Genomic DNA, 24,895 nt, shown 5'->3' with positions numbered 1-24,895 from the left:
TATAATTTATACGTACAAGTTACTAAGAAAATACGTAAATAAACAAAATATTTATATTATATTTATGAAAAATGGTACAAATAGGTTGTAATGTTAATAACATAATATATACGAGCTAAAAGTTATAGGGGGTGGCATAATGAATGACAACATAGTAGAAGTTAAAAATATCAATATGAACTTCTACACTAAGGAAGGCGAGCTTGAAGTATTAAAGGATGTCAATTTTAATTTAAAAGAAGGTGAAATACTAACATTACTCGGTCCTTCTGGAAGCGGAAAATCTACAATTTTAAATATTCTTACTAATCTTTTAAAACCAACTAGTGGTGATGTAAAGATTACTGGAAATATTGGATATATGTTTCAAAAAGACAATCTGCTTGAATGGAGAAATATAATGGATAATATAACTATTGGTTTGGAAATTCAAGGTAAAAAAGATAAAAAATCTTTAGATAGAGTTGAAGAGCTTTTAAAGACTTATGGACTATGGGATTTCAGAAGTATGTATCCTAAAGAATTATCTGGTGGTATGAGACAAAGAGTTGCTCTTATTAGGACACTTTCTGTAAATCCAGATGTTTTACTTTTAGATGAACCTTTTTCAGCTCTTGACTATCAAACTAGACTGTTGGTTTGTGATGATGTTTATAGTATTATTAAAAATGAAAATAAGTCTACTATTTTAGTTACACATGATATTGGTGATGCACTTTCTATAAAAGTGCAACTTTAGGAATTAATCTATTTTATTTAAATCCATCCATTTAGATTCTAACTCAGATATTTTTCATGATAATACTCATAAATATGAAGTTGTTATAGTCAATCTTAATATGTATGAAATGTAGAATAGTTGAGGGTGCTATTGCTTCTAACGAGCTAGGAATTATAAAAAAGTCCTTTTAATCTTAAAAAGGGGTTTGTGCTATACAGTAAGATAGTAAAGCTATTTTCATAAGGTTTTCATATTGACAGTTTTGCAATAAAGTTATAATATTAATAGGATTGTAGTTTTTTATAGCATATGGAAAATTATGTTCATTTTAAAACTATTAATAAATATAATTTTTTATATTTGGATAATCGTAAAATTAAAATAAAGGATGATAAAAAATGACAGAACAAAATTTAAGCTTGATTGATGAAGTTAAAAGAAGAAGAACCTTTGCAATCATTTCCCATCCCGATGCAGGAAAAACTACATTAACTGAAAAGTTTCTATTATATGGTGGTGCCATTCGTGAAGCAGGATCAGTTAAATCAAGAAGATCTCAAAAACATGCAGTATCTGACTGGATGGAAATTGAAAAACAAAGAGGTATATCTGTTGCATCAAGTGTTCTTCAATTTGAATATAACAACTTTTGTATAAATATTCTTGATACTCCAGGGCATCAAGATTTTAGTGAGGACACTTATAGGACTCTTATGGCAGCAGACTGTGCAGTAATGGTTATTGACTCTGCTAAAGGTGTCGAGGATCAGACAAAGAAATTATTCCAAGTTTGTAAAATGAGAGGAATACCAATTTTCACTTTTATAAATAAAATGGACCGTCAAGGAAAGGATCCCTTTGAACTACTTGAAGATATTGAAAATGTTCTAGGAATTCGCTCTTGTCCAGTAAACTGGCCAATTGGTTCTGGTAAAGAGTTCAAAGGTGTGTTTAACCGTCATAAAAATCAAGTTGAACTATTTGATGATGGTAACCATGGACAATCTATTGCTAAATCTACAACTGGAGATATATCTGATGAAAAATTTAATACTTTATTAGGTGATGCTCTTCATGAAAAACTACTAGAGGATATTGAACTTTTAGATATTGCTGGAGATAATTTTAATTTAGACGGAGTATTAAATGGTGAATTGACGCCTGTGTTCTTCGGAAGTGCCCTTACCAACTTTGGTGTAGAACCATTTTTAGAATCGTTCTTAGAAATAACACCTCCACCAAATCCTCGTAGCAGTAATTTAGGTGATATTGACCCTAATTCTAATAGCTTCTCAGGATTTATATTTAAAATTCAAGCTAATATGGATAAATCTCATAGAGATAGAATTGCATTTTTAAGAATTTGCTCTGGTAAATTTGAAAAAGGTATGACAGTAACTCATGTACAAAGAAATAAAAAGGTTAAACTTTCACAACCTCAACAGTTTGTAGCCCAAGACCGTGTTATAATAGATTCAGCTTATCCAGGGGACATTATAGGGATACATGATCCAGGAATATTTAATATTGGTGATACATTAAGTGAAAAAAAATCAAATTTACAATACACTGGTATACCACAATTTGCTCCTGAACATTTTGTAAGAGTATCTACAAAGAATGCTCTTAAAAGAAAACAGTTCTTAAAAGGTCTTACACAATTATCAGAAGAAGGTACTATACAGATATACAAACAACCTAATTTTGGTATGGAAGAACTTATTGTAGGAGTCGTTGGAGTTCTTCAATTTGAAGTTTTAGAATATCGTCTAAAACAAGAATATGGTGTTGATATGATAATGAATACACTACCTTATCGTCACATACGTTGGATTGAACCTGATACTTTCAAATCGGATAAGCTTTCAATACCAATGGATACAATACTAGTTGAAGATAAAAATAGCAATCCAGTATTGTTATTTCAAAATGAATGGTCTATTAGACATCTAATTGAAAGAAATGAAAATTTAGTTTTAAGAGAAACTTCTTTATAAAAAATAAATATTAATGCCCCCTACGTCTATTTTTAAACGTAGGGGGGAGATTTCCGATTTTCTTTTTTCTAACCACTCTTCTCTTTTAATGCCATTAGTCTCATAAAATATATGTGAATCCAAATATTTTCTCATTTGTTTTTCCTCTCTTATATCATATGTATACCTTATCAAAATTTTAAGCTTTAGCTTCACTTTTTTCTAAATCTTCTTCTAGTATCTTAAAGGCTTTATCTAAAACTTCCTCAGGATACTTTTTTCTTAATGCATTTACAAACCATATAGCTTTAGCTGATTCTATTTTTTTTAGTTCCAGTGGATTTGTAGGAAAAATCTCCACAACTTTTATATCCATATATAACCCCCCTATGCCTTAATTGAGTTATTATATTAATCTATGAGGTTATAGACTTGTCTTGACACAACTAATTAAGTCTCAAATTTTCTCTATGAAAACGAAATCAATATTTTTTCATATGATGCAATAAAAATGTATTATTAACATTTAATGTATTCTTTACATCATATATTTATATATAAGTAAATAATAAAACACTATTAATACCTATACGTATTGAAAATACTACTATAAGGGGTGAACTGATAAATACATCTACTCTTTTGTGATATGAAATTGAATACCAGAATATTACTTATTCAAGTCAATTTATACCAAAGTTTAAGGGGGTTAAACTTATGAAGGCTGCAATTTATTCAAGAAAATCAAAATTTACGGGCAAAGGTGAATCTATAGAAAATCAAATACAACTATGTATGGACTATGCTAAATCTGTTGGTATAAAAGATTTTTTAATATATGAAGATGAAGGCTTTAGTGGTGGTAATATAGATAGACCTCAGTTTAAAAAAATGATGCAAGATGCAAAAGCAAACAAATTTGATTATCTTGTGTGTTATAGATTGGATAGAATATCAAGAAATGTATCTGACTTCTCTACTCTAATAGAAAAATTAAATAAACTAGATATATCTTTTATATCTATCAAAGAGCAATTTGACACTTCTACTCCAATGGGAAGAGCTATGATGTTTATATCTAGTGTATTTGCACAGCTTGAAAGAGAAACAATAGCTGAACGTATAAAAGATAATATGTATGAACTTGCTCGTACTGGGAGATGGCTAGGTGGTAAAACACCTCATGGATTTAGCAGTAAAAAAATCAAATACTTAGATGAAAACCTAAAAGAAAGAAGTATGTATCAGTTAGAAGTTAGTGATGATGAGATGGAAGTTGTTAAAATAGTTTATGCTAAGTATCTAGAACTTAGATCTTTATCTCAATTATACAAATATGTTTATCACAATGGAATAAAAGGTCCTCGTGGTGGTAAATTTGACCCTAGTTCATTATCTGGTATACTTAGAAGTCCTGTTTATGTAAAAGCTAATGATGTTGTTGTAGAATATCTTAGAAATAATAATATGGAAGTTATCGGTACTCCTGATAATGAATGTGGAATACTTACTTATGCTAAAAATACATCTACACCTATAGCAGCTATTGCTAAACATAAAGGAATTATAGATTCTACTACTTGGCTTGAAGTTCAAGGTTTACTTGATGCTAATCGTGATAAGAGTCCAAGAATTGCTACTGGTAAAGTTGCTTTATTATCAGGAATTTTAAAATGTTCTAAGTGTGGTTCTAATATGAGAATTACTTATAAAGGCAAACGAACTGATAAAGAATTAAAGTATTATTATGTATGTGGTACTAAAAAGAATCTTGGTGTTGATGCTTGTAATTGTAAAAATCTTAAAGGACCTTTAGTTGAAGCTATTGTTATTGAAAGAATTAAAAATTGTAATGTAGAATCTATTATAGATGCTTTTCATGAAAATAAGATTAAAGTTGATAATGCATCAAATAGTATTAATAGTGAGATTAATTTATTTAGGAATTTTATTAAGGATAAAGAAAAAATCATCAGTAATTTAGTTATAGAACTTGCTAAAAATACTGGTAGTGTTGCTTCTAATTATATTATCTCTCAGATTGAAAGTTTAAATAGTGAAATTGAAGAATTAAAAGTTAAGGTTAGAAACTTAGAAGATAACAATGCTGATATTAAAAATGCCAGTGTTAATTTAGATATTGTTGTTAGTAATTTAGAAAAGTTTAACAATATGGTTGATGATGCTAATTTGGATAATAAGAAGTTATTGTTGTCTACTATTATTGATTCTATAGTTTGGGATAGTTCTAGCAACACTCTTAGCATTGTTTATATGGGTGCTGACATAGATGACTTAGTTTCGTTGTCTGATAGGTCGCACTTTTGTAGCGATGGCAGAAGCAATAAGCATATCAGATAAAGTTGCAATACTATCTAAAAGACCAGCTACTATAAAAAATATTTATGATATTGAACTTAATATGGATGGAACAAAAACGCCTCTCAAAACACGTAAAGTTCCCGATTTTCAAAAGTATTTCGACATCTTATGGAAGGAGCTAGATACACATGAGGCTTAATAAAAGATCTGAAGGATATATAAACTATATTAAAGGTGTAAAAAGAGAAAAAAGAAATGTATTATTTTATCAACTATTAATTTTAATTGGCTTTATTATAATTTGGGAGATTTTAGCTGATTTAAACGTTATAAATACTTTTCTATTCAGCAAACCAAGTGATATTTACAACTTGTTTATTCAATATGCATCTAGTGGCCAACTATTTAAACATATTGGAGTATCTGTATATGAAACAGTTCTTGGTCTTGTTATAGGAACTGTTTTAGGTATTTTAGTAGCTATTGCTCTTTGGTGGTCAGAAAAATTATCAAAAATATTAGACCCATTTTTGGTAGTTTTAAATGCTCTTCCTAAGACTGCTTTGGCTCCTATAATTATAGTTTGGGTTGGTGCTGGAATAGAAGGAATTGTAGTAACAGCTGTAACTATTTCCGTTGTTGTTACCATACTTTCGGCCTATAATTACTTTATGAATATAGATGAAGAAAAAATTAAGATGTTAAAGAGTTTTGGAGCTAGCAAATCACAAATCCTATTTAAACTTATATTACCCGCAAATACAGGAAATTTAATAAACTTAACTAAGATTAATATTGGTATGGCTTGGGTAGGTGTTATAGTAGGAGAATTTTTAGTATCAAGATATGGAATAGGATACTTGATAGTTTATGGCAGTCAAGTATTTAAGTTAGATTTAGTAATGATGGGTGTATTCGTGTTAGCTGTTTGTGCATGGGCAATGTATACTATAGTTAACATTATTGAAAAAATATATAATTCTAGATAAATAAAAAATATTATTTAGTAAATTTTAATCATTCTAGTATTTATAGGATAGTTTTCTAGAAATACTAGAATTGTACAATTAAAAAATTATAACTATATAACTTTAATATGTGAAACTGTAGGAATATTTGTGAGAAACATAAAGCAAATTTACCTACAGTTTTTAGTGTATAAAATCAGTAAAATAAGTTAGATATTTACTGATTTTATTACATAAATCCAATAGTACAATTCATCTTTCCATAATATCTGGAGATGTATCATACAATCTTATTTTTTATTGAGTATATTATAAAGTAATAGAACAATTAAAATACTGATTACCCTATTTTGCAACTTACACAATTGTATATAAAAGATAAAAAATAATTATCATCAAATTCATAATTTTAAGGCTTAATGCATATAATTATATGTCGGTTAAAGGCGCATAAAAATAAAAGGAATTCATAAGTTATATGTTGTATAGATATTGTAGTAGATGTAATATGTAAGAAATTTCAGCACTATTTATATTCTGTACAAAAAGATACTTGAAGGGAGATTGAAAATGGGAATATTAGAAGGAGCTGCAATGATAAGAGAAATTGCAATTAAAATAGCCAAAGAAAAAGGTATTACAGAACAAAAGGCATGGCCTGAAGCTGTAAAAGAGTTTAAAGAAAAATATGAACTTGTGTTATAAATTTTGATTATAAAAAACTGTCTTGATTTTATTAAGACAGTTTTCATATTTTATGATGAAAATTTTATAAAAAGTTTAATGAAATAAGATTTAATTATTAAAAAAACAATTTAAAATTTATTTTATCTTTTATATTTTTAGCTATAAAACAAATTTGTTTTTAATACTGTTTTTGAGGTATAAATCTTATATATTAAAGATAAGATTTGGAGGTATTTAGTTTGGAAAGTAAACTTGAAAATAGATGTTCATGGCAAGAGTATTTTATGAGATTATGTGAGACAGTAGCTGAAAGAGGTACTTGTGACAGAGCTTATGTTGGAGCTATAATTGTTAACTCAGAAAACAGAATCGTATCTACTGGATACAATGGTAGTATATCTGGAGATAATCACTGTAGTGAAGTTGGTCATGAGATGAGAGATGGTCATTGTATTAGAACCATTCATGCCGAACAAAATGCCCTTTACTATTGTGCTAAAGAAGGCATATCAGTTAAAGATTGTTCTATTTATGTAACCCATTTTCCTTGTTTAAATTGTACTAAGGCCATAATTCAATCTGGAATTAAACATATCTACTATAAAACTGGATATAGGATGGATGAATATGCCTTGAGATTATTACAATCAAGCAATGTGTTATATACAAAATTGCAATTTTAATACTTACACATATTATTCTATAATTTTACAAAATATTTTATATTAGATAATTAAAGTATAAAAAGAAACAAAATTTTAAATTGTGCATATATTAAATAGAAGTTAAATTTAATCATAAAGGAGATGTATAATTTGAAAGTAGTAGTAATACCAGGGCACACTTTAACTGGGAAAGGTACAGGAGCTGTAGGATATATAAACGAAAGTAAAGAAACAAGAATAATGAATGACTTAATAGTTAAATGGCTTAAATTAGGAGGAGCTACTGTTTATACAGGAAAAGTTGATGCATCAAATAATCATTTAGCTGACCAATGTGCTATAGCAAATAAACAAGAAGCTGATTTAGCTGTTCAGATTCATTTTAATGCAAATGTTACAACTTCAACCCCAGAAGGTACAGAAACTATATATAAATCTAATAATGGAAAAGCATATGCAGAAAAGGTAAATGCTAAACTAGCTACAGTATTTAAAAATAGAGGTGCAAAATCTGATGTTAGAGATCTTTATTGGCTTAATCACACTAACGCAACAGCTATACTAATAGAAGTATGCTTTGTAGATAGCAAAGCGGATACAGATTACTATGTTAATAATAAAGATAAAGTTGCTAAGTTAATAGCAGAAGGAATATTAAATAAATCTATATCAAATTCTCAAGGGGGAGATAAAGTGTATGAAAATGTAATAGTTTATAAGGGGGACGCTGATAAAGTTGCTGCTCAAATTTTATACTGGCAATTGAAAGATGCTTTAGTAGTAGAAGCATCTAGCTATAAGCAAGGTTTAGGCAAAAAAGTTTATGTTGTAGGTGGAGAAGCTAATAATCTTGTAAAAGGTGATGTAATAATAAATGGTGCTGATAGATATGAAACTGTAAAATTAGCATTAAGACAAGTAGGTAAGTTATAAAATAGATATTATTTTATAAATATATAATAAAAAGATGTATCTACTTATTATGTTTATTCATCAATAGATACATCTTTATTTATTTGTACTTTATAAAGTATTTTCTGTAAAATTAGTTTAGTAAAGTTTTAAATTCACAGAAATACTAAAGCTTATCGTATTAATATTTTTTATCCGAAAAAATATTTTTAATTATAGTTAATATATCAACTATGACATCCATATTTGATTTAACGCTGTCTTTAGTAACAAGAAAGTCTGCTGTAACTTCAGTAACAGCCTCTGTTACATCTTTCATATTCTCGCCTACTTCTCCAAAACTATCTACAACACTAGGAAGATTATTTAAAGTTGTATTTATATTTTGAGTATTTTCATTTAATACATTTCCAACATTATTTAAAATCTTATGTAATTTAGCAAGTACAATAATTAAATAAATTAAAGCGATACACCCAAGTATAGCTAATAATACATATATTATACTAATATTAATTGTTATTGTGTTATTCATTGTTATTCCTCAGTGACACTTACTGGTTCAACAATGTCTATTACTTTATCTTCCTCGCTAGAATCTTCAACACGTTTTTTATTATCTATATAATTTCTTATCTTTTGCTTTGATTCAATGAAATTTCCTTTTCTGTCTTCTAATTTCTCAGACATCTTACCTTTTACATCCACTGTTTTCATGTTTATTTTATCCGCAATTTGTTGAGATGCATCTTTTATATCTTCTCTTGTTTCTTTTCCTGATTTAGGTGCTAGTAATACTCCTCCAACTGCACCAGTAACAGCTCCTAGTACAACACCAGCCGTTGCAATTTTAGCTTGTTTGGCTTTTTCAGCTCTTTGTTTAGCTTTTCTTTTATCTTCTATTTTTTTTGATAAGTTCATATCCAATCGCTCCTTATTATAATATTTCTAAATATTATAATACATTTTTTTCCATAATGATATAGTTTCTAACTAAATTTTTAAAAACTAATAAAAAGTTCTTTCTAGTATTTATATATATAATAAGAATTCTAAACTACATTCCAAAAATTCTATAATATAAGTATCTGAAAACTCTTTAATATAAGTCTCCTACTCTTTCACTGTATATCAAAAATTTTGATGCAGTTTCTAAATACAATTCTTCATTAGCATTTAAACATCTTATTTCTTTTGTGCTAAATATCTCCATATTTTTAACCCTTTTAAATAAATTAATTAAAAAAACAATAAGAGAGGAATTAATCCTCTCTTTTAAATTTAATTAGATTTGGCAGGGCGGCGTATCCTGCATCTCTATTAACTACCCTATAAGCAGCGTATTGGGTGCCTTTTCCAACCTCAAATCTAATAAATAAATATTTACATATATATTTATATTATAACTTATTTGATAATATTTTTCAATGCTTTAGGAAAAATTAATAATATTATGTTAACCATCATATTGTAATACTCTTCCACTACTAATTCTACTTTCTAATTTTGCTTCTTTTATGGCGTATAATGAAGAGACATATAGATATCCCTTTTTTGTATCTAGTTCTGTAGCAACTAATATATAATCATCAAGTTTTTTTACAAATTCTACACTTTTACCAGGTTTTTTAGGATGACTTCCTATATACTCAGGAGATTTTAGCACTGTTTTTATAGTTTCTAGTATATCATTAAAAATGTCTTTACTCAATTGACCTCTATGTTTTTTCTTTATATGTTTTATAACACCAGAAGGATTACTTTTCTTTATAATCTGATAAAATCTCGTCTATTGCATGTAAGCTAATCTATTATTTTTATTATTTCCATATTTTCTAACACACTGTAAAACATATTAGTATCACATTAGTATCATAAATTTTACTACTCAATATCTTTTTTTATTTCTATAACATCATTTGGAGTACAATCAAAAACTAAACATATTTTTTCAATTACAGCTAATGCAACATATTCATTCTTACTTAACTTTGAAAGAGTTCCATTACTTATATTTGCTTTTTCTTTAAATTCCATTTTTTTAATATTTTTATCAAACATCATTCTCCATAAAGGTTTATATGAAATCATTTTATCACCTCTCTTGAGTAAATGATAACATCAATATTTCTATAATGTCAAAACAAACTTCTATTTTATTAGAATTTTGTATTGACATACACTTTAAGACATATTATATTTATAATAAATTAGAAATTATTTCTACTAAATCAGAAATAACTCTAACAATAAAATTAAAGGAGTAATATAGATGTGTTTTAAGACTTATATACTAAAAAGACTTGTAAATAACAAGCAACTAGAAATAACTCGTAGTTTTGACTTAGATAATCTTATTTGTACTGCAACAGAAATATTGAAAGATAATAAGATTGATTTGATAATCATTGATGAAGTAAACAACATTGTTTGGAGAAATGAAAAAAGCACTCCCGCTCATGAGAATGCTTAGTTGTAACTATAGAAGTGTATTGGTAGTACACTTCTATTTTCTTATTATATCATAAATTGTTGATAGTATTAAGTAAAGAGCTAATACAATCGGTTTTAAGATAGTTTGAATAGCTTTCTTGAGTATTTGCCTTTGTATAAATTGATGAGAATTGGAAATAAAAAAAGCACCCTTTTAGGATGCTTGAAGTGTACAAGGGTACAAATATCAAAATGAATTATTTTTATTATAACATCAATTTTATTTTGTAGAATAAATTTTGTTCGTATTATTATTACAACATATACTATAATTTTATATAATTTTTTTAACTAATAAAAAATTATTTTTGAAGTAGAATATATTAAAAAGGTGATAGAAATTATCTATCACCTTTTTGTCTAATATTTAAATTTAATTTATCTACTACTAAAATAAATCTAAATGCAATTTAAGAAATTAAATAGTTGAATAGTATATTAAAGCATAATGGTAAAGACAAAAATATAAAATTCTTTATAGTCATAAGTTTTATCTCATCATTTTTATTTTCTTCATTAAAGTAATTGTCTTGATAAAAGGTGGCTCTATTTTGATAACCTGTTTTTAATACCCCATTTTGAATTAATAGGAGTATAAAAAATATTGCTAATAAAATAAAGTTGTAATTTTTTTCTTTTAATATAAAATTAATTGTAATAACTATAAAACTATATAAAACATATAAAAAAATTTTCATAAAAAGCACCTAAATTCCATATTTATATTTTATGTTAAACCAAATCTAGTTCCTATAAAAACATCTACATAATCAGTCCAAGTGGCACTTGATACACTTCTCTTTACTGTTAAATGAGCCTGTGCATTTACTCCACCTGCTCCACTAGCATCATAGTAGTAATTAGAACTTGGAGAAAATGAATATGTAGAACCCATTTTTGGTGAATTCCATGTTGTAGAATTAAATTTTTCTATTCCAGAAGTACGATTACCTGTAGCATTAAGATATCTACTGTAACCAGAAATTGAACGTAGATATAGTTTTGTAGGAGTCATCTGTGGGTCTGACTTAGATATAACACCGCCACTCACATTAGTTATTTTATATCCAGGATATCCATCAGGCAAATTACGTTTATCATATGTCATTTTTACAAAATACTTTACATCTGCAAGTATTTCTTCCTGATATTTGTTAAGTATAGCTCTAGTTACTATTACAGTTGCGTCAAATGTTTCTGAATCTTTATTTTCAGCTATTTTTACAACATCTAATATTGTATCTTCTTCTGTTGATATTAAATTTTTGATATCTTTACTGTTTAACATTACTTTACTCTTAGGGTCTTCATTTCTAGGTCTAATGTTGTGATTTGCTAAATCTATTATCCTTTGAGGAATTTTTTCAGGGGGGTCTTCATCAGCAAAAGTAAATGGTACACATACTTGAAAAATCATTAACACTGATATTACAAATGGTACAAGTTTTTTTAATTTCATAAGAACACCTCCTTGTTTATATAAATTATAATATAAATATTCAGAAATTTCAATCTATTTTTGTAGAATAGTTATATTTTTTGATATTTAATATATTATCATTAAATTTTATTACATATATTTGTAATATTTTAGATACTCTTTATACTTATTATTGATATACTTTAATTAAGAAGATTAAATATAATATAAGTTGGTGGTTATTTATGAAAAAGAATCTAAATACTTTTTTATGGTATATATTAGGTATATTTCTTTCGGGCTTTATACTATCATTGATATTTGGAAAATGGCTATACTTAGTTTCTTATATACCTACGCTTTAAAAGGTAGCAACTTAAGCTAGTTGCTACCTTATTAATCATCAATGATTAAATTTTGATACACTAAAATTTTTAACTTGAGACTTAAATAACTGTTCAATCTCACCAACTATACTCTGTATCTTATTTTCATATCTTGAATCATAATATATATTTATCTCACCTATGCTATTTATACTTATAGAATAGTCTTTTTTTCTATTATACATATGCTTCCACAATCAGATAAATCATTCTTGTATATTGATTTTAATTGCCTTTTTATCTTTAGAAAGTCTATTGTTGGATAAATATTATTTGGATAAAAGCTCTTATCATGTATTAACATCTTATCCACCCCTTATCATTCTATTCATTAAATTTATACCTTAATCAAAACGATATTAAACATATTTTTCCATATATTTATAATTCTTTCATATAGTATTTACTTCTATCTATTGATAAAATCTAATACTTTGTAAAGTGTATCAAATCATTACCTTTTATAGCTGTGTACTTCTCTTTGGTTATACAATTAATAAATATAACTAGTTTTACAATTATAATGCCTAGTTTCGCATATCTACTTGTAAAATATTTTTAAAAAAAGTATTATTTAAATAAGATTTTAGATAACATAATATGCATAATTTACTGAATATTTTTTATTTTTCATTTTCTAGGGGGATTGCTTATGTTTAATGATATGATTGATGAATGTATTCACATAATGACTGCATATATTGCTAATTTAAAAGAATATTATTCATTCATAGAAACTCAGCTTGATGATTTCATTAAAAAATATGGAGAAGATATTGTAGAGTCTTGCCTTCATAGAATAATGATTTTGTTGTGCGAGTGTGCTTTAGTATAAAATTTAACCCATTAAAATAGATAAGAAGAATCTTATATAAAATTCGTCTTACCTATTTTAGTGTATGTCAATTCTATAACTTTTCTTTTACAAACTCTCTAGCTCTATCCATAGTTAACCATACATCATCAGCATATATCTGAGTAAACTTTTCTCCTGTGGTCTTACTCATTTCTTTCATCTTATTACAAGTTACTCCACCAATTACATACAGATTTTGTGTTTGATGTGGCTTATAGTCTTTTATATCTACCACTAAATAACTTTCTTTTGCCCTTTTGTAATATAACCCTAATATGTCTGCTGATACTTTATCATCACCACTGTACACTATTGTATGTTTATATCTATTGTAATTATTTTCTTCTGCTGAACTTACATGTTTAGTTATAGCTTCTACAATCGCATTAGCTAACTTATCAGCTCCTAAACTTAAATATTTATTTGCATCGTCAGTATCTACGAAGCATACTTCTATTAACATACTTTTAGCTTTTGTTTTCTTTACTACATATAAGCCACTTCCATCTTTTACCCCTCTATTTGTAAATCCTAGAGCAGATATTTTTTTGCAAACGTCTATAGCATCTTGATACTGTTTACCTTTATATGTGTAAACTTCGCACCCTCTCCCTTTTCCAGCATTAAAGTGAATGCTTATAAACCAGTCAAGGTCTTGTCTATTTGCCTGTGCTGTTATCTTAGATAAACATTCTGATTGAGTAGACGCTTTATCTATAGTACAATCGACTACATTGTTACCTAAAGCTTTTAATTTATCTATTACTTTATATCCTACATTTCTTGTCTCTACAGATTCGTTTATTATTCCTACTGCTCCACTTCCTGCCCCTGCCTTTGTATGTCCACAATTTATTCCTATTTTCATTTTATTTGTTCTCCTTTCCAAGTTGTTCTAATGCTTCTTTAATTTTATTTGGTATTGGTAAACCTATCGCTGCACAATTTTCTGTTATACTTAATGCTTCATTTGCTATGTAAAAATAACAAACTAATGTCTTAAATATCCAGTCTCCATTATTTATTAGTCTGTCTAATAATGCTGCTACTGCCACAATTACAAGTATTCCACTTTTTTTTGCAATTCCTTTGAATCCTACACTACTAGAAAGTTTCTTAAGCACAAACCCTTTAATCACTCCAAACAGATAGTCTATTAGCATAAGAGTTAATAGGATAGCCAGTACTTCCTCCCAAGCTCCAAATAACCACGTAAAATACGTTCCTATCAGTGCTGTAATAGTGTTTAATTTTCCATCATAAATATTCATTTTTTTCTTTCCTCTCTTTTTATTATTAAATTTTAAATAACTAATTAATAAACATACACATAAAAAAAGAACCTATATTGTTTCACTTGGTTCTACTGGTATTTCTTCTTTAATTAATAAATTTGTTAACTCTGTGTACTCGCTTTCTTTAATTCTATCCATTACATAGAATACATCCAATTTCGTTTGCAACTCTTCTTTAGTTTCATAATTCTTTTGTTCAATCATTCTTTTTAAAATATTATGCATATTATCACCTCCTGTTTTTATTTATTTTATAACACATTGTTTGTGTTAAGTTCTAACATAGCTATTCTATAAGCATTATCTACTAATAAACTATCTTGCTGTTTTTGATTTTCTATTAAAATTATAATTTTATTTGCATTTATTTCTTCTATACTTGGTTCTGGTTTAGGTAGATTATTTTGTAGTTCTAGCCACTCATTATAAACCTGTTCTCCTGTTTTAATTAGTTCTCCATCTTTTATCACTGGAGTAAATAATTTTTTATCATCTGTAATAAAATAATTATCTATATTATTTAAATCATTTTCAAACCCATATTCTATTAAAAATTCTTTCTTTTTTTCTAGGTTTAACATACCTCGATTCCTTTCTTATTCAATAAAATAAGTTCCATAACTATACACATCTACATTACTTCCTAATTGTGTAGTTTGAAGATATCCATTTCCAAAATTAAAAAATATAAAACCTTGAACTAATTGATTGCTTTGAGTTGTAAAAACGGGAAAAACATAAAAGGTTTTAGGTATAAATCCATTTGGTAATTTTAATAAGGTCGTACCATCTGTTGTTGCTCCACCTGTTATTCGCATATGAAAACTAACTTGATTACCATTTTTACTTATTATAAATCCTCCATTATCTGAAACAGTTCTCTTCCATCCATTTAGAAGTTTATTAGATAAATCCATAATTCTAGGACTAGACTGTATATGATTTATATTTTTTATACTGCTTTTAATAACATCTATTTGACTTCCTAAATTTCTAGTACATTCAAAACTAATATTAGTGACAATATTAGAATTACAAATAAATTTAGTTTTATTGTCATATTGATATAAATTTATTGAAGAAATATCTATCTCTTTATGCTCTTTCAAAGGTCTTACTAAAGTAACTTTGTTATTGTTTAACCATGAATTAAAACCCTCTAAATTTGGGGTTGCTAATCTATCTTTAAAAATCCTTACCCAAATATTACTAGACGTCTCATAAACTCCCTCAACAGTATTAGTTGCATCAAATATTACTATTGGTTTAAACATATCACAATATAAGTTTGTATTATTAGATACACTTTTACCTATAGGATTTTTAAATAGCAAGGTTGCATCATTTGAATTAGCTGTAAATTCAGACCAAAAACTTTGACCATCTAATGTGATTTCTTCGCATCTTTGTATTAACTTATAACAACCATCTTTATAAACTATTCCATCTCTTGTACCATCTGGTAATCCTCTAAGTGTATATTGAATTACTTTTTTATCAAACAAACTCATATCTTCTTTACAAGATATAATTTCTATATTATCTCCTTGACCAACACTTTGTAGCCCTTCAAAATAATTAATATCTACACTTGTATAATCACCTTCTAAAATTATCACTGACTTAGTAAACTCTTGTTTATCTGTATCAGTTTCTCCCCAGCCCTTTTCACTGTGGGCTACACAAAGACAGCTAGTATCAGTTATATCTATGTCTATAGTATATAGAGTTTTACTATCTGGATTCATTTTAAATTTAATTACATTATTGTGAAAATAGTATATTTCTTTATTACTTAAATTAATAAATGTATATTCTTTTCCTTTTTCAATGTACTTAAATGGATTTAAATATCGCAAACCTTCTGTTATAGCTATGTTGTTTGGATTAGCTAAATTAACTAGTGTTTTTCCTTCTATATTTAAGTTAGTTAAATAACCTTTCTTACTGTTTTCTATAGTATATTCTCCTGTATTGGTAGTACATTTTATATTTTCAGCCTCAACTAAATTTTCTATATCTAAAATACTTTTTTTACTAGTTTCTGTGTCTGTAAATAATATGTCTAAAGCTTGTTTCGAGTTTGAAATTTCTTCATTTTTTATATTTGTATAATTTATATCTTCTGCATTTGCAACGATTCCTTCTATATCACTAACATTATGTTTATGTTCTTTATTCGCTTTTTTACTAAGTTCTAAATTAATATTATCCTGTTCATTATTTAATTTATTAATATTTTTTACCACATCTTCATTTAACAATTTATCACCTTCTTTTTTATTTAGAGAGCTACAAAAGTAACTCTCCATTTTGAACATAAAAAAGAACTATTCAGTATAGTCCTCACCTGTTATTTCTCTATATTCTACTTCAGTTATTTTATTCTTACCTACTGAATTTTTAACCATTTCTTTAGTCCACATTTTATTATCATAATAATATTTTATTTTATCGTAATTTAACATTATATTAATCCTCCCATCATTAAGCTGTAATTTATATTTGCATTTTCCTGTTCTAATTCTTTAATCTTTTTTAATACTTCTTGTTCAGGTGTTAAAGGTATTTCCACATACTCATATGTAATCTCTTTTGTTGCCTTATCTACATACATAATAGATGCAAAACCTTCTCTTTGCTCTGATTCTACAACTTCGTCAACTAATACCCCATTTAATTCTAATTCTTGTACTGATTTATTTAGACCATATACTTTGTCAAAGGGCATATTGTGTATCAAATTTACTTTATATATATTTCCTTCTTTGTGCTCTAATCCTGTTAAATATTTTTGATTGTTCATTTTTATTACCTCCCGAGTTTAACTATAATAAGCTATTTTTTGTACTGTATGTGTGTTTTGTAGTTTTTTTATTAAGTTGCTTCTATCTCCAGTAATTATATTATTTTCTAAATCAATACATATACTCAACACCCAATCTTTGTAGTTTGAATATTTCCAAATTTCTGCTCCATTAGAAGATATTTTTCTAATGGTATTATCATTGCCTCCACTATATATATTATTCTGTAAATCTACACATACTGAATATACACCACTTTCATGTCCTTTATAACTCCAAATTTCTTCTCCAGTCGAAGATATCTTTCTTACTTTAAAGTTACCATTACCACTTACTATATTATCTTGTGAATCTGTACATACTGAGTTTACAGAACTTTCATATTCTTTATAACTCCAAATTTCAGCACCATTTGTTGACAGTTTTCTTACTGTATCATCAGCACTACCACTTATTATATTATCTTGTGAATCTGTACATACTGAACGTACAGTATCTGTATGCCCAGTAAATCTCCAAATTTCAGCACCACTTGAAGATATTTTTCTTACTTTAAAATCAGCACTACCACTTATTATATTACCTTGCAAGTCTACACATACTGAACGTACAGTACCTGTATGCCCAGTAAATCTCCAAATTTCAGCACCACTTGAAGATATTTTTCTCAAAGTAATATCACTACTACAACTATATATATTATTCTGTAAATCTACACATACTGAATATACACCACTTTCATGTCCTTTATAACTCCAAATTTCTTCTCCAGTTGGAGATATTTTTTTTACTATTCTATCATAATTTCCACTAATAATATTATTATTTAGGTCTATACATATTGAATATACATAACCACCTTGGATTTTATCCCATACTTCAGTAGGTGCAGGTAAAACCTCTTTCACAATAGTATCTAGTTTAGTTATTTTGTGTATTTCACTTTGATTGTCTTTTGTAACTAAAATACCTAAATTTTGTTGTAGTTTTCTTACAGTAGTATCATTACTTCCACTATAAACATTACTATTAGAGTCTATAGAGACACATCTGACATAATCAGTATGACCTTTAAACTCCCATATTTTTGTGCCAATTGAAGATATTTTCCTTATAATTTTATCTCTACCTCCAATATAGACCGAACCTTCAGAATCTGTGTTGACTGTAAATATATTACTAGTATTTTCATTATATTTCCATATCTCAGTTCCGTTTGAAGATATTTTTCTTATAGATTTATCATCACTACCACTATAGACATTATTATTTAAATCTACACATACTGAATATACTGAACTTGTATGACCTGTGAACTTCCATATTTCTATACCACTTTGAGATATTTTTCTTACAGTATTATCATAACTACCACTATAAAGATTGTTATCTAAATCTGTACATACAGAAAAGACATAACTTGTATGACCTGTGAACTTCCATATTTCTATACCACTTTGAGATATTTTTCTTATTGTATAATCATCACTAGCACTATAAACATTTCCATTTAAATCTACGCATACACCTTCAACATACCCTGTATGACCAGTAAATTTCCATATTTCTATACCACTTTGAGATATTTTTCTTACTGTGTAATCATCGCTGGCACTATAAATATTATTTTGTTTGTCAACACATATGGATTTTACTGGTAGTGTATGGCTTGTGAACTCCCAAATTTCAGCACCACTTGAAGATATTTTTCTTATTGTACTATCATGACTGCAACTAATTATATTATTATTTAAATCTACACATACTGAATATACTCCACCTGTATGACCTGCAAACTGCCAAACTTCTTCAACATCACTAGGCATATCTGGCATTTGTTTTATACTACTAATATTACTTGCCATAGTTTGAAATGTATCACTACTATTAGTTGGTACTTTTTTGTCAGTAATAGCAGTAGCGATTAATTCCTTTCCATTACTGACAGATTGAAAAAGTTCATTAACTGCATCTGTTAGGTTTTTAGCATTTGTGCTTAATTCGTTTACACCTATTTTTGAATCAATTTTAACACTAGAATAAGTACTATCTAGTGTTGTTATATTATCGTTTATTGTAGCCGTTATAACTTCTTTATTTGTATTACCATTTACAACAGTCACTTTTACATCTATATTACTTTCATTAAAAATTTCTATTGTATTAGAATCAACTACAGTATAAGAATTAGTCATACTTTTCTTAGTTGCTTCATCCAATATGGCAACAAATATATTCTCCGTAACAAGATTATGGTTAACTGTAAGTTTAAAGTATTCTCCATCAGATACCCAATCAGATTCAACATAAGACTTACTAAAGGCTACATTAGTTGCTGCCGAAGTCATTTCTGCTATCTTCTCATTAACTTTTTCAAAGTCATATGTCAATCTGTCTTTCAGAGTATCCTTTACAGTCCCATCAACTGTTTCTCTTGCTTGAATTAATTCGCCTCTAGCATCAAGGCTTTCAAGTTCTCCAAATCTATCCTCAAATTCAGTAATCTTATTGCTCACAGCAGTTTCCATATTTGTCTTAGCAGTATTAACTTCAACTATTTTATTATCAACCTCAGCTACTTTATCATCTACTTTCTTTTGCATGTTAGTTATAGATGTTTGTCTAGTTGATTCGTTTAACTCTCTATTTTCTTCATTACTTTTTCTAATTTCTTCATTCTCTTCTCTTTTAGTTTCTGAGCTTTGCCTTATTATTTCATTTGCTTTTCTTGTTTCTTCATTAGTTTCCCTTGTTGTTTCACTAGCCTTTCTAGCTTCTTCATTGGTATCTCTAGTTGTTTCACTGCTTTCTCTTATTTCTTCATTATTATTTCTAGTTTCTTCACTTGACTCTCTGACTATCTCATTGTTTTTTCTTATCTCTTCATTTGCTTCTCTTGTTGTTTCATTCGTCTTTCTATTTTCTTCATTTGCTTCCCTTGTTATTTCATTTGTCTTTCTACTTTCTTCATTTGCTTCCCTAGTGAGCTCTTGCGTTTTTCTTGTTTCCTCATTATCACATCTTTCAGCTTCATTATCTTTTCTTTGATTTTCACTTTCAATTCTTATATTCTCATTGCCAACTCTTACATTTTCAGAACTTATTCTAATTTCTTCATTAGATTTTCTTACATTTTCATTTTCTTGTCTTTCTTCTTCATAACTTAATACATTCAATATGTCTTTTATTATATCCCAACTAGGCTCATCCTCTATTGCATTTCTATTTATACTTTTTTCAACTTTTATTATTGTAGAAAATGTAGTAACTACCTTGTCATCTTTATATAAAGTTATCTCAGAAGCAACATCACCTTCCTCTGAAAGCTCTATATGACTTAATTCAGTATAAACAGTTGAACCTTCTATAGTACAATTTTTCTGAGTAACTCTTCCACTTGGTAAACTAAAAAATGCTAATGCTGTATATCCAGTTAAGTCAACATCTATAGAATCCTGTACTATCCTCATGTTATAAAATACATCGTTGTCATTTTGCTTATATCTAGCTATTTGATACATCTTTGTATTGATGTCTACAATATAAATTCTATCTCTCAAGATTTATCACATCCTCTCTATGCATCTATTCCTCCATTAAACTCTTCAACACTTTCTTTTAACCAATTGTAGCAAGCTTGAACTTGATTTACTCCACTTATATCCAGCGTATTTGTATCTAAATATAAAGCAAAATCATCTTCCTTCATCATATAGTTTTTAACAATTATTGGTTGCTTATTATCTAATCTTCTTTGCTCATCTTTATATCCAGCAATAAATACATTACACTTTTTTGCACCATAACTACTATTTATTGTTGTTATCCTCCAATAGTTAGCAGTTTGACCCATTGCATTTGTTATATCCTTAGAAATTGCCATGTTGTTCTTCTCCTCCCATTATTGAAAAATATTCATGTTCTTTATCAATTCTACTTCCCTTTACACTAAAATCTACTTTCCCAGTATATCCAGATACTTTAAAATATCCATTTTGCTTTTCTACAACTTCAACTTTTCCATTAGAAGGAAATACAGCATATCTTGAAATAGTTTTGGCATAAGTACTGTCTAATTTAACTATAGTTCCTGTTTCTTCTACTTCTACATCAAATAAAATATCTTCTATTAATGTTTGAGGACTGTCAACTGGTGACATACCAAAAATAGTCCCATCAATTTCAATAGAACCTCCTTTTTTAGTCCCATCATCATAAAAAGCGTGTCTTTCTCTTCCATCACAATAAATTGCAGCAGTTCCATCATTCCATGCTACAAAACCAGTCTCTTCACTCTCTGTATACAGTCTTAAAGCTCCAGACATATCAAAAACTGCACTATCCCATCTAATTTCATCTTGATAAAAATAAACTTTTGAACGAGAAAAGTTATTATAAATAGTTGTACTACCTATATAAAAGTTTATTGAAGAGCCATCTACAGCTACATAATGGCTTCTATCATACTGAAATCTAATTGATTTACCTATACCAACACCATTTAATGCAGTAGCATCTATTGCACATTCAGCTCCATTACCTGAAAAAAGTAGTATTCTTGGATTTGATGAACTAGCACCTATTCTGTCACATAAAATAGTACCTGTATCTATATAATCAGCATTTATATATAATCTACTTCCACTTAAATATATTCCACAATTTCGGTTCCCTGTTAATGCATCAAATACTGCTTTTTGGTCACTAGTTAAAACACTTTCATAGTTGTTTTTATCACCTATAGACAATTCATTAGCTCTTATATTAACTTTTCCATTGCTATCCACTTGTAAAGTTATATATCCATCATTATCTCTCACAGTTAAATTTCTACCATTTATAAATTGCCCCTCTAAAGTACCAGTTCTAATGTAACTTGCATTTAAATATAACTCATTCCCAACCATATATAGTCCCTTAGCAAGACCATTATTAGTTAATTTATTAAATATCTCAAGTTGAGTTATATTATCTATTTCTCCACCAATAATAGACTCCAGTGACTTGCCTTTTAATGTAAATGTTGTTGCACCTATATGAACATTTCCAAAACTGTCTATATTTAAAGTTGTTTGACTGTTTCCATCAACTACAACTAAATTTTTAGCTTCAATATACTGTCCTTTTACTTTTCCTACATTTATCTTATCTGCATCTAAATCTCTTATAACTGCATGACCTATAGCTGCTTCTTCAAAATATTCAGCTGCATCACTTAACTTCCTTGTTGTTGCACTAACTTCATTTGAAAATTCATTATAGTTATCATGTGTATTCCCTGCTCTTACTCTATAATACCAAGTCTGCATAGGCTTAACTTCATGAAGTAATGAACTTGCTTGACCCACATATATCCTATTTGTATATCCTACAGTATCTGGTTCAAATCCTTTTATTTGGGATGCATATACTTCATAGTTATAATATAGTTTATTATCAAAAGTCCAATCTAACTGAATCATACTCCATAACCCTAGTGCTATTACATTTGAAGGCTCTGGAAGTGTATCTGGAAAATTATCACTTTCAATTACAATATTATCTACATTATTTTGAACCTTATCTATTTTTTCTTCTAAATCATCTATTCTTTCATCTTTAAAATGATTTACTAAGTCACCAATTTCAACCGAATTGTATTTCTTTAATACTGGATTATATTCAGTTTTTACTACCCTTGCAGTAGCATTTATACCTAAGTTATAATCTCTAACTATTATTTCATCATCCATATTAACAGTCTCAAGCATTTTATAATTCTTATAATCTTCTGTAGTTGATAAATCTACAAATTCAACTTTATAAGTAACTTTAGGTAAATCAACATTATTTTTGGTAAAATAGTCTTTACACTTATTCCTTAAACTCTCTTCATTCTTCACATCATCATCTGTAAAATCAACTGCAACAATTCTTTGAGTTGGATAATTATTTATATATTTGCTTTCTATATATTTTTCTGATAGTGTAATTTTTTTATTTTTACCACTTTTTTTAGTTGCATATGGATATATCTTAGTTATGACTTCCTGTGTATCATAAGTTGCTGTAAGACCTGTTATATTCTTCCTATATGCTAGTAATACATTATTACTTTCTCCAATATTATTTAATAAGCTTATATTAAAATTATCTCTCTTTAATTTAGATTTGTTGTTAAATAACTCTTTAATATCAGATATAGCATTGTGTGGACTTACACATGATATTGAAAAATCTTTATTTCCAGTTATATCTGAATATCCTACAAATCTATTTTCTTCAGTACAGGACCTAAATATTTGATTAAGAACCTCTTCACAAGTAACATTTTTAAGTTCTAAAGTCTCTATAAAATTATTTAACAAGTCATAACTAATATGTTCTGCTTTAACTAATATTTTTCCATCAAGTTCTTTAGAAATATAGTAAATCCTAAATAACTGATTTTTAAGTTTTGGAGAAGCATCAGCCATAACTATTTTATTATAATCAATTTCATCAAATAAAAAAGAGCCCACATAATATGTAAACTCTAACTCAAACAACCCATTTAATTCTTCTGTAACCTTTGCTTCAACTGCATCTTTTAATATTCCTAATCCATTGTTTTTAAAATTTGTTTCATTTGCATTATATAACCTAAGCAATCTATAACACCACCCATCTAGGTTCTATCTCTATTTTTTCTACATCTCCAGTGTATGTTATTATATTTTCACCATGTTCAAATGTTGGAAAATCTCCAAACATTCTACTATTCTCATTAGCTATATCATTTGTATGAATATCTATCTTATAAGCATTCATAAGTTCACAATCAATATATATATGTCCTTGAACTTCTGTAAGTTCTATCACCTCATTATTTATTTCTAATGTTATATCTCCATTTCCAAATACTTTTATAAGAGGATACGAAGCCATTCCAGTATTTATTAACTTAGAATTTGATTCATTTATTGTAATTAAATTACTAATTAGCTGTTTTTTGAGTGGTTTACATTCAAATGTAATCTTAAAATATCCTAAATCCTTTATAACTTCTTCTAAATCAAGTTTATTAATACAAACTGCTTCTCTATAATAGTTTGGGTCACTACTTATAATAAGATTTTTATATGAAAAATCTGTTTGTAACCACATCTTTATTTCAGATGCTAGTATGTTAATATCTTTGCCATCTACATCTATATAACATTCTATTTCAAGATTAAAATTACTATAACAACCTTCATCCATAATTAGGCTTCCATTTCGACCAGGTATTTCTATTCTTTCAAATCTACGTTCTGGTGATGCAAGGTCATTAATATCAGTTATTACAATACCGAAATCTCTACTATTTATTTCTCCATATTGAAACGATATTAATTCATTTTCACTTACACAATATTGCAAAGCCATT

The 24,895-nt window shown here is 27.6% G+C and carries 29 protein-coding genes; 10 read left to right on the top strand and 19 right to left on the bottom strand.

Going from position 1 to position 24,895, the window contains the following annotated elements; all coding sequences use genetic code 11:
- Positions 1-139: 139 nt before the first annotated feature.
- Together IC758_RS10235 and IC758_RS10230 are read left to right on the top strand one after the other, a co-directional pair.
- Positions 140-739, top strand: a complete 600-nt coding sequence (locus IC758_RS10235; RefSeq protein WP_227482658.1) for an ABC transporter ATP-binding protein — start codon at positions 140-142, stop codon at positions 737-739.
- A gap of 380 nt (positions 740-1,119) precedes the next feature.
- Positions 1,120-2,718: a peptide chain release factor 3 gene (locus tag IC758_RS10230; protein WP_227437655.1), complete on the top strand. Its 1,599-nt coding sequence runs from the start codon at positions 1,120-1,122 to the stop codon at positions 2,716-2,718.
- 178 nt (positions 2,719-2,896) lie between these two features.
- Here the strand turns inward: IC758_RS10230 and IC758_RS10225 are convergent, their stop codons facing one another.
- Positions 2,897-3,073: a hypothetical protein gene (locus IC758_RS10225; RefSeq protein WP_227437652.1), complete on the bottom strand. Its 177-nt coding sequence runs from the start codon at positions 3,071-3,073 to the stop codon at positions 2,897-2,899.
- A gap of 341 nt (positions 3,074-3,414) precedes the next feature.
- On the opposite strand from IC758_RS10225, the gene IC758_RS10220 reads away from it, so the two are divergent.
- The 6 genes from IC758_RS10220 (at position 3,415) to IC758_RS10200 (ending at position 8,272) form a co-directional block, all read left to right on the top strand.
- Entirely contained in the window at positions 3,415-5,058 is a 1,644-nt protein-coding gene (locus IC758_RS10220) for a recombinase family protein (RefSeq protein ID WP_227482659.1), read from the top strand.
- Positions 5,030-5,218, top strand: coding sequence for a sulfonate/nitrate/taurine transporter ATP-binding protein (locus tag IC758_RS10215; protein WP_074014355.1), 189 nt, complete (start codon positions 5,030-5,032; stop codon positions 5,216-5,218). Before IC758_RS10220 ends, IC758_RS10215 begins: the two co-directional genes overlap by 29 nt.
- Positions 5,208-6,008 (top strand): ABC transporter permease, encoded by an 801-nt coding sequence (locus IC758_RS10210; RefSeq protein ID WP_227860982.1) that lies wholly within the window; start codon positions 5,208-5,210, stop codon positions 6,006-6,008. Before IC758_RS10215 ends, IC758_RS10210 begins: the two co-directional genes overlap by 11 nt.
- A gap of 549 nt (positions 6,009-6,557) precedes the next feature.
- Entirely contained in the window at positions 6,558-6,692 is a 135-nt protein-coding gene (locus IC758_RS21015; RefSeq protein ID WP_009889851.1) for a hypothetical protein, read from the top strand.
- Positions 6,693-6,913: 221 nt separating this feature from the next.
- Positions 6,914-7,357, top strand: coding sequence for a deoxycytidylate deaminase (locus tag IC758_RS10205; protein ID WP_227435208.1), 444 nt, complete (start codon positions 6,914-6,916; stop codon positions 7,355-7,357).
- 132 nt (positions 7,358-7,489) lie between these two features.
- Positions 7,490-8,272 carry an N-acetylmuramoyl-L-alanine amidase gene (locus IC758_RS10200; RefSeq protein WP_227823930.1) on the top strand — a complete coding sequence of 261 codons (783 nt, stop codon included), beginning with the start codon at positions 7,490-7,492 and terminating at the stop codon, positions 8,270-8,272.
- Between the two features lie 160 nt (positions 8,273-8,432).
- On the opposite strand, the gene IC758_RS10195 is transcribed toward IC758_RS10200, so the two are convergent.
- The 4 genes from IC758_RS10195 to IC758_RS10180 form a co-directional block, all read right to left on the bottom strand.
- Positions 8,433-8,786 (bottom strand): hypothetical protein, encoded by a 354-nt coding sequence (locus IC758_RS10195; RefSeq protein ID WP_227823929.1) that lies wholly within the window; start codon positions 8,784-8,786, stop codon positions 8,433-8,435.
- A 2-nt stretch (positions 8,787-8,788) separates the two neighbouring features.
- Positions 8,789-9,172, bottom strand: coding sequence for a YtxH domain-containing protein (locus IC758_RS10190; RefSeq protein WP_227823928.1), 384 nt, complete (start codon positions 9,170-9,172; stop codon positions 8,789-8,791).
- A 535-nt stretch (positions 9,173-9,707) separates the two neighbouring features.
- Positions 9,708-9,962, bottom strand: coding sequence for a hypothetical protein (locus tag IC758_RS10185; protein ID WP_255630978.1), 255 nt, complete (start codon positions 9,960-9,962; stop codon positions 9,708-9,710).
- 173 nt (positions 9,963-10,135) lie between these two features.
- A complete protein-coding gene (locus tag IC758_RS10180; protein ID WP_227435217.1) occupies positions 10,136-10,342 on the bottom strand; it encodes a helix-turn-helix domain-containing protein in 207 nt (68 codons plus the stop codon).
- A 181-nt stretch (positions 10,343-10,523) separates the two neighbouring features.
- Between IC758_RS10180 and IC758_RS10175 the strand changes: the two genes are divergently transcribed.
- Positions 10,524-10,724: a hypothetical protein gene (locus IC758_RS10175; protein ID WP_227435218.1), complete on the top strand. Its 201-nt coding sequence runs from the start codon at positions 10,524-10,526 to the stop codon at positions 10,722-10,724.
- A 747-nt stretch (positions 10,725-11,471) separates the two neighbouring features.
- On the opposite strand, the gene IC758_RS10170 is transcribed toward IC758_RS10175, so the two are convergent.
- The 3 genes from IC758_RS10170 to IC758_RS10160 form a co-directional block, all read right to left on the bottom strand.
- Positions 11,472-12,203 carry a hypothetical protein gene (locus IC758_RS10170; protein WP_074178328.1) on the bottom strand — a complete coding sequence of 244 codons (732 nt, stop codon included), beginning with the start codon at positions 12,201-12,203 and terminating at the stop codon, positions 11,472-11,474.
- A gap of 364 nt (positions 12,204-12,567) precedes the next feature.
- Positions 12,568-12,735, bottom strand: a complete 168-nt coding sequence (locus IC758_RS10165; RefSeq protein ID WP_227860981.1) for a hypothetical protein — start codon at positions 12,733-12,735, stop codon at positions 12,568-12,570.
- Positions 12,705-12,854, bottom strand: coding sequence for a hypothetical protein (locus IC758_RS10160; protein WP_227860980.1), 150 nt, complete (start codon positions 12,852-12,854; stop codon positions 12,705-12,707). The genes IC758_RS10165 and IC758_RS10160 overlap by 31 nt, the downstream gene beginning before the upstream one ends.
- Before the next feature lie 348 nt (positions 12,855-13,202).
- Between IC758_RS10160 and IC758_RS10155 the strand changes: the two genes are divergently transcribed.
- On the top strand, positions 13,203-13,385 hold the full coding sequence (locus IC758_RS10155; protein WP_227435222.1) for a hypothetical protein: 183 nt from the start codon (positions 13,203-13,205) through the stop codon (positions 13,383-13,385).
- Between the two features lie 73 nt (positions 13,386-13,458).
- Here the strand turns inward: IC758_RS10155 and IC758_RS10150 are convergent, their stop codons facing one another.
- The 11 genes from IC758_RS10150 to IC758_RS10100 form a co-directional block, all read right to left on the bottom strand.
- Positions 13,459-14,274 carry an N-acetylmuramoyl-L-alanine amidase gene (locus IC758_RS10150; protein WP_227860979.1) on the bottom strand — a complete coding sequence of 272 codons (816 nt, stop codon included), beginning with the start codon at positions 14,272-14,274 and terminating at the stop codon, positions 13,459-13,461.
- A gap of 1 nt (position 14,275) precedes the next feature.
- Positions 14,276-14,677 carry a holin family protein gene (locus IC758_RS10145; RefSeq protein WP_227860978.1) on the bottom strand — a complete coding sequence of 134 codons (402 nt, stop codon included), beginning with the start codon at positions 14,675-14,677 and terminating at the stop codon, positions 14,276-14,278.
- A gap of 72 nt (positions 14,678-14,749) precedes the next feature.
- A complete protein-coding gene (locus tag IC758_RS10140; protein ID WP_227860977.1) occupies positions 14,750-14,926 on the bottom strand; it encodes a hypothetical protein in 177 nt (58 codons plus the stop codon).
- Between the two features lie 26 nt (positions 14,927-14,952).
- Positions 14,953-15,282, bottom strand: coding sequence for a hypothetical protein (locus IC758_RS10135; RefSeq protein WP_227860976.1), 330 nt, complete (start codon positions 15,280-15,282; stop codon positions 14,953-14,955).
- 15 nt (positions 15,283-15,297) lie between these two features.
- A complete protein-coding gene (locus IC758_RS10130) occupies positions 15,298-16,965 on the bottom strand; it encodes a hypothetical protein (RefSeq protein ID WP_227483161.1) in 1,668 nt (555 codons plus the stop codon).
- A 66-nt stretch (positions 16,966-17,031) separates the two neighbouring features.
- Positions 17,032-17,169, bottom strand: a complete 138-nt coding sequence (locus IC758_RS10125) for an XkdX family protein (RefSeq protein WP_227823923.1) — start codon at positions 17,167-17,169, stop codon at positions 17,032-17,034.
- On the bottom strand, positions 17,169-17,507 hold the full coding sequence (locus IC758_RS10120; protein WP_227860975.1) for a hypothetical protein: 339 nt from the start codon (positions 17,505-17,507) through the stop codon (positions 17,169-17,171). The genes IC758_RS10125 and IC758_RS10120 overlap by 1 nt, the downstream gene beginning before the upstream one ends.
- Before the next feature lie 18 nt (positions 17,508-17,525).
- Positions 17,526-21,068 carry a PQQ-binding-like beta-propeller repeat protein gene (locus tag IC758_RS10115; RefSeq protein ID WP_227860974.1) on the bottom strand — a complete coding sequence of 1,181 codons (3,543 nt, stop codon included), beginning with the start codon at positions 21,066-21,068 and terminating at the stop codon, positions 17,526-17,528.
- A 17-nt stretch (positions 21,069-21,085) separates the two neighbouring features.
- Positions 21,086-21,391 (bottom strand): hypothetical protein, encoded by a 306-nt coding sequence (locus IC758_RS10110; RefSeq protein WP_021426484.1) that lies wholly within the window; start codon positions 21,389-21,391, stop codon positions 21,086-21,088.
- Entirely contained in the window at positions 21,378-24,137 is a 2,760-nt protein-coding gene (locus IC758_RS10105) for a phage tail spike protein (protein WP_227860973.1), read from the bottom strand. The genes IC758_RS10110 and IC758_RS10105 overlap by 14 nt, the downstream gene beginning before the upstream one ends.
- Position 24,138: 1 nt before the next feature.
- Entirely contained in the window at positions 24,139-24,894 is a 756-nt protein-coding gene (locus IC758_RS10100) for a distal tail protein Dit (protein WP_227860972.1), read from the bottom strand.
- Between the last annotated feature and the right edge of the window lies 1 nt (position 24,895).

Origin of the sequence: Clostridioides sp. ES-W-0016-02, from assembly GCF_020641035.1 — a bacterium.
GTDB lineage: Bacteria > Bacillota > Clostridia > Peptostreptococcales > Peptostreptococcaceae > Clostridioides.
The sequence above is the reverse complement of the archived record's forward strand: the minus strand, read 5'-3'. Positions and strand labels throughout refer to the sequence as shown.